7 protein-coding genes are annotated in these 12,160 nt (G+C 39.0%); 4 read left to right on the top strand and 3 right to left on the bottom strand.

Translation table 11 applies throughout. From position 1 onward, the window contains the following. The first annotated feature begins 161 nt into the window (after window positions 1-161). The gene (locus tag ACRD69_RS02765) at window positions 162-1,751 is read left to right on the top strand and encodes a YfcC family protein (protein WP_430813539.1); all 1,590 of its coding nucleotides are present in this window, start codon (window positions 162-164) and stop codon (window positions 1,749-1,751) included. Between the two features lie 209 nt (window positions 1,752-1,960). Next, window positions 1,961-5,056 (top strand): beta-galactosidase, LacZ type, encoded by a 3,096-nt coding sequence (gene lacZ, locus ACRD69_RS02770; protein ID WP_430813540.1) that lies wholly within the window; start codon window positions 1,961-1,963, stop codon window positions 5,054-5,056. Here the strand turns inward: lacZ and ACRD69_RS02775 are convergent. Continuing rightward, entirely contained in the window at window positions 5,043-5,645 is a 603-nt protein-coding gene (locus tag ACRD69_RS02775) for a hypothetical protein (RefSeq protein WP_430813541.1), read from the bottom strand. The two genes, lacZ and ACRD69_RS02775, sit on opposite strands and share 14 nt — an antisense overlap. Window positions 5,646-5,782: 137 nt before the next feature. On the opposite strand from ACRD69_RS02775, the gene ACRD69_RS02780 reads away from it, so the two are divergent. Together ACRD69_RS02780 and ACRD69_RS02785 are read left to right on the top strand one after the other, a co-directional pair. Further along, the gene (locus ACRD69_RS02780; protein WP_430813542.1) at window positions 5,783-6,304 is read left to right on the top strand and encodes an NUDIX hydrolase; all 522 of its coding nucleotides are present in this window, start codon (window positions 5,783-5,785) and stop codon (window positions 6,302-6,304) included. A gap of 471 nt (window positions 6,305-6,775) precedes the next feature. After that, on the top strand, window positions 6,776-10,162 hold the full coding sequence (locus ACRD69_RS02785) for a sensor histidine kinase (RefSeq protein WP_430813543.1): 3,387 nt from the start codon (window positions 6,776-6,778) through the stop codon (window positions 10,160-10,162). Window positions 10,163-10,196: 34 nt separating this feature from the next. On the opposite strand, the gene ACRD69_RS02790 is transcribed toward ACRD69_RS02785, so the two are convergent. Both ACRD69_RS02790 and ACRD69_RS02795 read right to left on the bottom strand, forming a co-directional pair. Continuing rightward, complete coding sequence (locus tag ACRD69_RS02790) at window positions 10,197-10,760, bottom strand: DUF4251 domain-containing protein (RefSeq protein ID WP_430813544.1); 564 nt, start codon at window positions 10,758-10,760, stop codon at window positions 10,197-10,199. A 39-nt stretch (window positions 10,761-10,799) separates the two neighbouring features. Then, on the bottom strand, window positions 10,800-12,011 hold the full coding sequence (locus ACRD69_RS02795) for an acyloxyacyl hydrolase (RefSeq protein WP_430813545.1): 1,212 nt from the start codon (window positions 12,009-12,011) through the stop codon (window positions 10,800-10,802). Between the last annotated feature and the right edge of the window lie 149 nt (window positions 12,012-12,160).

A 12,160-nucleotide genomic window follows, 5' to 3' on the forward strand; every position in this document is an offset into this window, starting at 1 on the left:
CATCGTCATAAATAAATTCCCTGCTATGTAACATCTTTGAGTTTCCGGTAAAATTCTATTTTTGCTATCTGTTATTTTATGGTGCCGATTAATTATTGAGATTCATACATCATGAATACTGAGTCTTTATTGTGTCACCTTAATGTTAGAATCTTAAAACTATGTTTAAAAAAGTTCCCCACACTTACGTAATTATTTTTTCCCTTATAGTTTTCGCAGCTGTTCTGACCTGGTTAATACCCGGTGGCGAGTATGTGAAGGAGACCACCATGGTCAATGGTATCGAACAAACTGAAATGGTGTTTAAAACCATTGAAAATCAACCTCAAACATGGGAGGTGTTTGCTGCCATGGTCCATGGATTCGAAAAAGGAGCGGGTATCATTATCTTTATTCTGATGATAGGCGGAGCCTTCTGGATAATGAACGACTCAAAAGCTGTTGATGTGGGTATTTTCTCATTCCTGAATTTTGTTAAGAAACTGGATAAGTACAAAGTCATACGCTTCTTTGGAGCTAATAATCTGATCTTGATATTGATCATGTTGATGTTCTCTGTTTTTGGAGCTGTCTTTGGAATGAGTGAAGAAACCATTGCTTTTATGGTGGTGCTGATACCTCTGGCCATATCAATGGGGTATGACAGTATTACCGGTGTAGGGATCGTTTACCTGGCTGCACACCTGGGTTTTGCAGGGGCGGTTTTAAATCCTTTTACAATTGGCATTGCGCAAGGACTTGCTGATCTGCCTTTATTCTCAGGTTTTGAATATCGCCTTATTTGCTGGGTGCTTATTAATATTGTTGGTTTTGCTTATATACTGTTTTATGCAAGGAAGATAAAGCGTAATCCCAAAGCATCACCTGTTTATAAAGAGGATGAATACTGGCGCAACAGGGCAGCAACCAATATAGAAGAGATTGATAAACCAACGTCAAAAGCGGCCTGGTGGGCCTATGCCTTAACTTCAATCGTATTGATTTTATTTGCTTTAAAACATCAGGAAACCACGCTTAAAATAGGAGGCGGTGAAGGAGTAACATGGCCGGTTATGCCTTTAATGGCTGGCTTTTTCGTGTTGACAGGCTTTTTAACATTACGAAAAAAGGTGCATTTCTTTATTCTTAACTTGCTGGGATTCACAATTCTGTTTCTTGTAGTTGGTGTGATGGGCTATGAATGGTACATCACCGAGATTGCGGCGCTGTTTTTAGCAATGGGATTATTATCAGGAATTTCAATGGGCAATGATGCCAACCAGATCACCAAATTGTTTCTTGATGGAGCTAAAGATATAATGTCAGCGGCATTGGTAGTTGGATTGGCCGGAGGTATCATCGTCATCCTGGAAGATGGAAAGATCGTTCACACCATCCTGCATACCTTGGCTCAGTCAATGAGTGACCTGGGAAATATTGCCTCTGTAGGTATTATGTATGGTATTCAAACGCTGATCAATATCTTTATACCCAGTGGATCGGCCAAAGCAGCATTAACAATGCCAATTATGGCTCCTTTCAGTGATCTCATAGGCTTGTCGCGACAATCAACAGTTATGGCTTTTCAGTTTGGTGATGGTTTTACCAATATGATCACTCCAACTTCACCGGTTTTAATAGGTGTATTGGGAGTTGCTAAAGTGCCATATACAAAATGGTTTAAGTGGGTGGCACCGCTGATCATTACACTGATCATACTAGGTTTTCTATTATTGATCCCAACCGTTACTATGGAATTAAACGGGTTTTAAAAAACATTTTGAGCAACTGACGGATTAATTAAGGATATTCTAATTCAGTGGCTTAGTTAAACTTATTATGTGATTGACAGCATAGTATTAATGCGATATTATCATCATTGATACAAGGGCAGGACAAAACGTTTCTGCCCTTTTTTGTACATATAACCATTGCTCTACTACTGAACTTCAATTAATTTTGTTCGATAATGTTTCTGAGAATGAACAAGTATGTCAGCTATATCATCTATTTTTTAGTTTTTGCTTTCAGTATTAATTACGCTGTAGGACAAAACGATTGGGAAAACCCAGCAGTTTTTGCAATCAATAAAGAGCCGGCCCGTGCAAGTTTTTACTCCTATACCAAAGCAAAGCGGGCACTGTCTTTTAACAGGGATAAGGCATCGTTTTTTAAGTTATTAAATGGCTATTGGCAATTTAAGTGGGTAAAGAGCCCTTCATTGCGACCAGCTGAATTCTATGAGAACGAGTATAATACATCATCGTGGGATAGTATTAAAGTTCCATCCAATTGGGAGTTGGAAGGTTATGGCATACCCATCTATGTCAACCAGAATTACCCTTTTGCCATGAAAGATCCGCAGTCACCGCATATCCCGGATGACTGGAATCCGGTAGGCTCTTATCGAAAGTCTTTTGTTATAGATGAAGCCTGGAATGGAAAGCGGGTATTCATTCATCTTGGGGCCGTTAAGTCGGCTTTTTATATCTGGATAAATGGTAAAAAAGTAGGCTATTCACAAGGCTCAAAATTACCGGCTGAGTTTGAAATTACCAATTACATCGCACCTGGTGAAAATACACTGGCCCTGGAGGTGTATCGATGGAGTGATGGTTCGTACCTGGAGTGCCAGGATTTTTGGCGACTGTCAGGTATAGAACGTGATGTCTATTTATATGCCACAGGAGATGTCAGGTTGCGCGATATTCATTTTGCATGCGACCTTGATTCTGTATATCGCAATGCCACTTACAAGATAGGAGTGGATATTGATGCCAGTGATACCTTGGGAAATTATCAGCTGGAAGCGCGTTTGCTTGACGGTAATAAAGTGGTTTCGTTAATTAAACAGAACCTTTTTATTGACACGGTCTCTACCAGGGTGTTGTTGAAGGGCGAGCTTGAACAAGTTTTACTGTGGAGTGCTGAAATACCTAATTTGTACACCTTACAGGTGAGCCTTAAAGATGAGCAAAATATGACAATGGAATCAACTGCCTTTAAAGTTGGTTTCAGAAAGGTAGAAATAGCAGGAGGTCAGCTGCTGGTTAACGGCAAAGCTATTTACCTCAAGGGAGTTAATCGCCATGAACATGATGAAGTCGAAGGACATGTTATCTCATACGAATCCATGTTGCAGGATATCCGACTGATGAAAGAGCACAACATCAATGCTGTACGTACCAGTCACTATCCCAATGATCCGCTTTGGTATCAGCTTTGCGATGAATACGGACTGTATGTTATAGATGAAGCCAATATTGAATCGCACGGAATGGGCTATGGTGCGCGCTCTCTGGCTAAAGATACTGTATGGAAAGCAGCTCATTTGGATAGAGTTCAACGCATGGTTCAACGGGATAAAAACCACCCGTCAATCATAATCTGGTCATTGGGTAATGAGGCGGGAGATGGTGTTAACTTTGAGGCGTGTACAGATTGGATTCACCAATTTGATACAACAAGGCCGGTGCATTACGAAAGGGCAGAGGAGAGAGCTCATACAGATATTGTATGTCCGATGTATGCGCCTGTTGACCATTTGGTTCGTTATGGCAGGCAGCTTAAAAAACGGCCTTATATTTTATGCGAATATGCTCATGCCATGGGTAATAGTGTAGGCAACTTACAGGAATATTGGGATGTAATTGAGAAATACGATAATCTTCAAGGTGGATTTATCTGGGATTGGGTGGACCAGGGACTTGTGAAACACACGGCAGATGGGCAAAAATACTGGGCCTATGGCGGTGACTTTGGACCTGATGATATTCCCAGTGATCGCAATTTTTGTATGAATGGCCTGGTGAACCCCGACAGGACTTTACACCCGGCCATACACGAAGTAAAGAAAGTTTATCAGTACATTGATTTTAAGCCTGTACCATTTGACAATAGTGCCCTGTTGGTGACCAATAAATACCATGATATTTCCCTTGACCGTTTTGAGCTGGAATGGGAAATGCTTGAAGATGGCCATGTGGTTTCAACAGGTTCATTACCGTTGAAAGGCATTGAGCCAGGGCAGTCCAAAAAAGTTCCTTTTTACCTGAACGGATGGAAAAGAAAAGAAGGGTCGGAGTACTTTATAAACCTTGAGGCTAAGCTTAAAGATGATTGGGGCTTACTTAAAGAAGGTGCCATTATGGCCCGTGAGCAGATAAGCATGGGCCCGACTTACAAGGTGCAACTGAAAGAAAGTAAGTTACCGGTACATATCCTGCAGAGTGATAATTCATATGTGGTTGGAGGGGAACGCTTTTTAGCGCAGTTTGATATGGAAACGGCAAGCTTATATTCATTTACATATGATGAAAAAGAACTACTTGCTGAAGAATTAATACCAGCGTTTTGGAAGGCTCCGAATGATAATGATCATGGCTATAAAATGGTTCAGAAACTTGGAGTCTGGCAAAATATAATGGATAGTGCGCGGGTAGTTGATTCAAATTTATCGAGACAGGGTAATTTTCAGGCTGTAGTTACATTCCGTATTTATCTTCCTCATGTAGATTCTTTTATTGATCTGAGTTATACATTGTATGGCAATGGTCAGGTGGTCATCAGGTATTCCTTTGATCCTGTGTCAGATAATATACCAATGCTACCGCGCCTTGGCTTAAAAACCGCTCTTAATAAAGAATACACACAACTAGAGTGGTATGGCAGGGGGCCATGGGAAAACTATCCGGACAGAAAAACATCGGCTTTTATTGGTATTTATAACAGCTCGGTAAAAGAGCAATATGTCAACTATGCAAGTCCGCAGGATAATGGATATAAAACAGATGTTCGCTGGTTAAAATTAAGCGATACGAACGGCAATGGCTTGCATATAATGGGCAATAGTACATTTGGATTTTCGGCTTTGCACTATACAGCTAATGATCTGACATCAGAAGAAAGAGGGCAATTGCATCCTTTTGATCTGGATGGTAACGATGAAGTGTTTTTGCATCTTGATCATAAAATAATGGGAGTAGGTGGCGACAACTCCTGGGGGGCTATGCCGCATTCACCTTATCTGATAATGCCTGGTAAGTATGAGTTTCAATTGATCCTCAAACCATTTTAGACTCAGCATTTCCTTCAAGCACATTCTCTTTTAGTCTGGATTTTAGTTCCTCAATCGTTTTTAAAAGAGCATTTATCTGGTTTTTTTGCTGGCGGGTTTTATCTGTCAGATAATTGTTTTGTTCCAACAGGTTGTCTTTGGAGCTTTTAAGCTTTTCAATTTGTTGCTTTTGATTTTCTTCTTGCTTGATCATGCGCTGCATTCGCTTGTCAAGTGAAATGTTTTTATCAAGTACTTCCTTCAGGTGCTTTTTTAAAAAGCCCTTTTCCTTGCGGTTGTCCTTAAGTTTATCATTGGCAGCTTCTAAATGATGAATAAGGCCGGTTTTTCTTTTTAAAAGTTGTTCGTATTCCTGAATGAGGTTGTCGTATTCATCTGCTAATTGAGCATGCTTTTTTTCTTTACGCATAAGCGCCAGGCGCAAATTGTATTTTTCAGTTTTCTCGAAACCCCACTTCGTTCTCCTATACTGAACTTTTCTCTTATCTACATAAATATTCTCAAACTCCGGATGCTTCTTTAATTGTAAGGCAAACGCCAATACATCAAAGGCTGATTTAGTGAAGGGGGATTGCTTTATTTTTGACATGAAGGGTTGGTTTCAAAATTACTTATGTACATTTAGTACCAACAAATATAAGTTGCTTAGGGATATTAAATCAAATGTTTATAAGTAATTGTTGATATGAATTTTGTTAAATAAATTTAATTATTAGCTATTTGATTATGACACAACCTCAAGAAGTGATTAAATATTGCCCCAGGTGTGGTTCTCCACATTTTGTCTTTGATGGAAGTAAATCTTTTAAATGTAAAGCATGTCAATTTCACTTTTTTATCAACTCTGCCTGCGCCGTGGCTGCAGTGATTGTCAATTCAAAGGGTGAAATGTTGCTGACGCGCCGGGCGTTTGATCCGGAGAAAGGAAAGCTTGATTTGCCAGGTGGTTTTGTTGATCCAATGGAAAGAGCAGAGGAATCTGTAATACGTGAGATCAAGGAAGAACTGAACCTTGATGTGGTTAGTCTGAAATACATAAGTTCTTTTCCCAATGAATATGTGTTCTCAGACTTTTCTGTTTATACAACCGACCTGGGCTTTTTATGTGAAGTTAAAAGCTTTGAGAATATGCATGCTAAAGATGATATTTCAGGATTTGAGTTTATTGCACCTGCAGAAATTGATTTCAATGAGATCAGTTCTGAGTCAATAAGAAATATTATCAGGGCGTTTAAAGAACTGATTTAGATTGGGAATAAATTAGACTGCTTGTATCCTCTCAGGGTAGCATGCAGGTTATATTTTATTACTTTTATAAGTAAAATGAGTCAGGAATTACCAGTTTTAGTTATAAGTGCTGCCTCTATAGGTTTCATTCATACCTTCTTTGGTCCCGATCATTTTTTACTTTCACATTGATAGTTAAGGTGAAAGTTTGCTTACTTTGATGACACTGGCGGTTGTAGTACTTGCTGTTTTCTGCGGACTGTCATTTGTTAATTTTAAGCGTTTTGAAAACCCTGGTCACCCAATTGACAAACTTCTATTTGCTTATTGGGATTAGCAATTCAGGTGCTTGGGCTTTAGTTATTTAATATTCTTAAAAGTTACAGCTTTTGTTGTAACCTTTAATGTGTTTGTAAGGTATATGTCTCATGGGAATGTTCAATTATACTCATTGGTATAATTGTCGGGGAAAAATAATAAACTATAAGTGTGTTGAGAAGTTGCTTTGTTATTGGAGTGTTGTTCCTGCTGGTATCTGTAATTGCACAAGGGCAACAGCATAGTTTTATTAGTTATGGAGAAAGTGATGGCCTTGAGCATCCGCTAATTCAATCCATAGCAATGGATTCTATTGGATATACATGGGTTGGTACCACTGAGGGCTTATATCTGTTTGATGGTATCTATTTCGACAACTTCAGGCATGAGGCAAATGATTCTACATCATTATCAGGGAATAATATCAACACGCTTCATGTCGATCAAAATAATAAGTATCTGTGGATTGGTACCCATTATGGAGGAGTTAATCAGCTAAATCTTAAAACGTTCAAATCGAAGCAAATACAACGTCCTGCTAACGATGTAAATGTTGCGGGATTGGGTATTGTTAATTCAATATACCGTCTGCAGGACTGGCTGTTTATAGGTACTGTTGATTATGGGCTGCAAGTGTATAACCTGCATAATAAAGAATTCATTGACCTTTACACAGCTAAATATGATTGTGGATACAATGTAAATAAAATTGTACACCATGACAATATGCTCTATGTCGCCACAAATCATGGCTTGTATCAATATTCCATTGAGCAAATAAAGCGCAAAGATTACGAATTAAAAAAAGCATCGTTCTGTTCTAACTCAGAGTCGGTTAAGTCGGTAAGTTTTAAGGATGATACTACTTTGATGGTTTGCTTTGCCAATCGCCTGATGTCAAAAGAAATTCTATCTGGAGAGACAAAGATTCTTTATCAAAATGAGCCCGATAGCCCCATGTTAACCAAACACATGGATGATGGAATTGGAAATATATGGTTGGGTTCCTATGGAAATGGATTAATGCAGCTAAGCTATGACGGAACTCTGCTTAACCACCATCTGGCATCAGCAGAAGGCGATTCTTTGGCCAATAACTGGGTAAGTACCTTGTACTATTCTGCTAAATATGATTTTACATGGGTTGGAACAAAAGATGGTTTGTCTCAATATAAGGAAAGGGATACCCGGTTTAAACAGTTTAAAACCAACTTAAATGAAGAAGAGTTAGCAAATAACCTTTTCTTTCTATATAAAGATTCAAAAAGAAACTATTGGTGGTGGTCATATAATGGTTTGTATAAAAAGCCGGAGGGAAAAGAAGCGGAACGCGTTTCATCATGTGGTGATATTGTTTTTAACAGAGATACAGTTGCCTGTGGTTATGAAGATGAAGAGCAAATGTTCTGGATCGGTACATTTAATGGTTTGGTTAGTATTGATCTGAATACAAATGAATGCAGGCGTACATGGTTTTCAGGCTCCAGTTCAACACAAAGAAACCTCAATGTTATCAAAGAGATTAAGCCATTTAACGGCTATCTCTGGCTGGTCAGCTATGATGGGGTACTACGGTTTAATTCAAAAACTCTCGATTATCAATTGTATGCATATCCCGAAGCGTTCAGGCATCAGAATACATTAAAGGTTAATACCGCGTCATTTGACAACAAGGGTATATTATGGTTGGGAGACAAGGATGGCTTTATCACCTCTTTTGATACTAACACGAAAAAATATGAACGCTATTCTTTGTCCTTGCAAAATGAGCAGGGTGCAGTACGCTATAACAGGCCAATGCAGCTGCACATGCAAAATGACAGCACCATATTGATTGCCAGTTATGGTACCGGCTTATTAAGGTTTAATAAATTGAGTAAAAAGGTATCACAATTAAATAATAACGATGAGCTTCTATCAACAAATATTTATTCGATCAGTCAAGATAAGGATGGATATTTATGGATGAACACTAATTCGAAAGTTATCAGGTATTCGCTTGATGAGAAAACAGCTTTAAGCTTCGGGAAGAGTGAAGGTACCATGTGTCGGGAGTTTAACGAAGGAGCCCATTTTATTGACAAAGACGGGAGTATTTTAATGGGGGGATTTGGTGGATTTATAGAGTTTAATCCAGGGAATTTTCCATTAAACAAGGAAATTCCAAATATTGACTTAGGCTCCTATTCACTTGAAGATGATAATGTAGTTGTAGGAGGTCAGGTGTACTCTAACTGGGAGTATATAGGCAGTGATACGCTTGAAATATCAACCAGGCACAAACCCATTTCGTTTTATGCCAGTGTACTTAATTATCAGAATTCATTACGCAACCTGGCAGTATGGCAACTTGAAGGGTATGAAAGCACGTGGGATACATTGATGGCATTCAGTAATAAAACATATGCTTCCTTACCCGAAGGGAAGTACAAATTAAAAGTGCGAGGCAGTAATAATGACCATTACTGGAACAATGAAGGCGATTCAATAGTATTGATCGTAAAGCCTAAATTTACTGATAGCAGGGTATTTAGGGGGATGCTGGTCGTGTTGATAGTTTTTACTGTTTACCTGATGTATTTGTTACGGGTAAGGTATCTGAGTCGTCAAAAAAAGTATCTTGAGAATCGTATCGAAGAAAGAACCTTGCAACTTCGTCGGGCTAATATTGAACTGGAAGACAGCCGTGAAGAGGTGATCTCTCAAAAAGAAGAACTGGAAAGGCATCGGTATTACCTGGAAGATCTGATCAGGGAAAGAACGTCTGACCTGGAACAGGCAAAAATGAAAGCCGAAGAGGCAGATCGCTTAAAAACGGCATTTTTGGCTAACCTGTCGCATGAGATCAGAACACCAATGAATTCTATAGTCGGTTTTTCTACTTTGCTGACCAGTGATGTTTATAGTTTTGACGAGCGGAAAGAATTTGCCAATGTTGTACAAAAAAGCAGTGATAGCTTACTGGTGCTGATTAATGATATCATTGATATCTCACGCATTGAAACAGGCCAGGTATACCTGGCCAGGCAATGGGTGGAATTGTCGGAGTTATGTAAATATGTTTTCAAGTCATTGGAGCTCAATGTTGATAATTTAAAGGTTGATTATAAACTGGATATGCAACTTTTATCTCAAGAGCTGAAAGTGCATACAGATCCTGAACGATTGAAGCAAATATTAATCAACCTGCTAAATAACGCCATTAAGTTTACGGAAGAAGGACATGTAAAACTGACCGTTAAAGAGCTATCAGATGCAGAAAAGAATAACACCAACCATATTGACTGGGATGTCAATCCGCATATTATATTGTTCGCAATAGAGGATACAGGGCTTGGTATAGCTGAAGAATACCATGAAAATATCTTTTCTCCATTTCAGAAAGTTGAGAATGGGCGTGATGTACATGGTGGTATAGGCCTTGGATTAAGCATAGTCAAGCAACTGATAGAGATGCTTGGTGGTAAAATATGGCTGAAGTCAAAAGTAGGAGCGGGAACAATTTTTTACTTCTATATTCCTGTTAACGGGATGGACGAAAACAAAAAAGGTCAGGCCTAAGCCCAACCTTTTATGCTTTTCTAGTTAGTCTCTATTATATAATAGGAGAACCCTTATAAACTGATGATTGACCAACAGGCACAATTATACCGCGATACTGAACACGGTTGGATGAATTGCCCTGCACGGTAGCACTTGCTATCTGTCCGTCTGCATTGCAGTCAAGGCGAATATCAAAGGTGCCAAGAGCAGAATTGACGAATAAGGAGATAAAGTAAGTTCCTTTTTTCTCATTCTTATTTACCTCGTATTTACTAATGGTTCCTCGCACTGAAACACCTCCAACTCCATTCTGACCCATTCCACTATTGGAACCCAGCTGAACAAACGCTTCATCTCCTTCGACGGCAATAAAGTTTAAGCTGCTGCTAACATTAACCGATGAGCCTCGTTTTCCTGCGAGAGTGTTGGCTTCCAGCACCCACTGCTTCTCATCAATAGCTATTGTAAGTGCTTTAGCCATTAGTTCAGAACGTTCTTTTTCCTCTTGTTTACGCAGTTCGCGACGTTCTTTGCGTGTAAGCTTTTTTTCTTCTTCCTGTCCAAATACAACAAGTGTAAAGCTTAATAGTAAAGTTAAAATGGCTATCTTTTTCATGACGATAGATTTTATGTGTTCATGTTTGATTAATCAAAATTAATGCCACTTTATGCGGTAGCCAATATTCCACTCAATCACTTCGGCTACAGAAAAGTTATGGGCCCGCACTAATAATCCCGCATACATATCGTTTTTAAAGTGGTATTTGATACCAAATTTCTGATACATAAAAGGGTTGGCATTTGTTCCCTTGTTGCGAAGTACTAAAAAGCCAAGATAAGATGCGACCGAGAGTCTGTCAATGGCAAATTCATAGGTGCCAAAGAGACCAAGCATCATCTTATCAGACAGTTTATCTGCCATTTCAACAACAGGCTCCTGACTGCCATCTTCAGGGTATGTGACTGTTACATTAGCTGTTTCATCGTACGTGATATCAAGACCCGCACCGAATTTATTTTTCCAGGTTGTTTGCTTTAAGTAAGCTGCTGATAAGTTAAGGTAGGAGTGCATTACATCTGCAGTTCCTTTAGGGTCTTCCGGATTGACCGGTTCATTTTTATTGTCGTATAAAAGATTGCTTGAACCGGCGCCCAGCTGAATAGCTACCTCATGATGTTGCTTATAGGCAGGTTGAGCTGTTCTGATTAATACCGGTCGGTCCTTAAAGTTATAACTTAATTCAATGGAAGGAGATAGCAGGTTAAGACCACTATTGGGCTTTTGGGTTCCTCCATTGGAAAAATGCGTGAAGCCGAATGATCCGCGCAAATCGAATCGAGGACTTAAATGGTATTCGTAAAACAAATTGGCATCAATATATACTGTTCTGTATGAGCCAATGGCCACGTTAAATGGGTTGTCGTACTTATCATAGGGTTCCCAGTTATAAGTCAAACCAAATCCCAGTTCGTAACCCCACAGGCTTTTTTTTCCTCTTTTAAACGGAAAACCCATAAAGCCATACAAGGCATTGGGGGTTCCCAGTTCATCAACGTTGAAGAAGTTAGCACTGTAGAATGCTACACCATAATAAGGAAAGTTAAAAATATGGTGCCATTCTTTACTGCCGTCAGTTTGTACCTTATAAGCAATATTAAGTGACTGGTAGTAGTCAATTACCTGGTTGGCGTTATTTTCTCCTTTAACAAAGTCATTTGTTTGTAAAACTCTACCCGAATGATAGCGCAACGAAATAGCATTGTATCGTTTGGGTTTGTCTTTGGATTGGATAGAATCATTTTCCTGATTCATAGCTGCTAATTGCAATCCGATTGCAAGAAGTAGGATGCTCGTTATATACCTCATAGACGAGTTGTTAGATGTTTGGTTTATTAATTGCAGTAACAATTATGTAGTAAAAATAGGTTATTGTTTTGATGCTTACATAATAAGGACAAAAAAGATCGTAAGAAAGTTTAGCTTTTTTTAAGATTTAATGGAATCAGATTTGCTTT

This window comes from Carboxylicivirga agarovorans, assembly GCF_050589845.1.
GTDB lineage: Bacteria > Bacteroidota > Bacteroidia > Bacteroidales > Marinilabiliaceae > Carboxylicivirga > Carboxylicivirga agarovorans.

Bases quoted from the DNA above. Each gene is read 5' to 3' on its own strand.
- ACRD69_RS02775 (WP_430813541.1), bottom strand. From the start codon at position 5,645: ATGTCAAAAATAAAGCAATCCCCCTTCACTAAATCAGCCTTTGATGTA.
- lacZ (WP_430813540.1), top strand. From the start codon at position 1,961: ATGAACAAGTATGTCAGCTATATCATCTATTTTTTAGTTTTTGCTTTC.
- ACRD69_RS02765 (WP_430813539.1), top strand. From the start codon at position 162: ATGTTTAAAAAAGTTCCCCACACTTACGTAATTATTTTTTCCCTTATA.
- ACRD69_RS02790 (WP_430813544.1), bottom strand. From the start codon at position 10,760: ATGAAAAAGATAGCCATTTTAACTTTACTATTAAGCTTTACACTTGTT.
- ACRD69_RS02780 (WP_430813542.1), top strand. From the start codon at position 5,783: ATGACACAACCTCAAGAAGTGATTAAATATTGCCCCAGGTGTGGTTCT.
- ACRD69_RS02795 (WP_430813545.1), bottom strand. From the start codon at position 12,011: ATGAGGTATATAACGAGCATCCTACTTCTTGCAATCGGATTGCAATTA.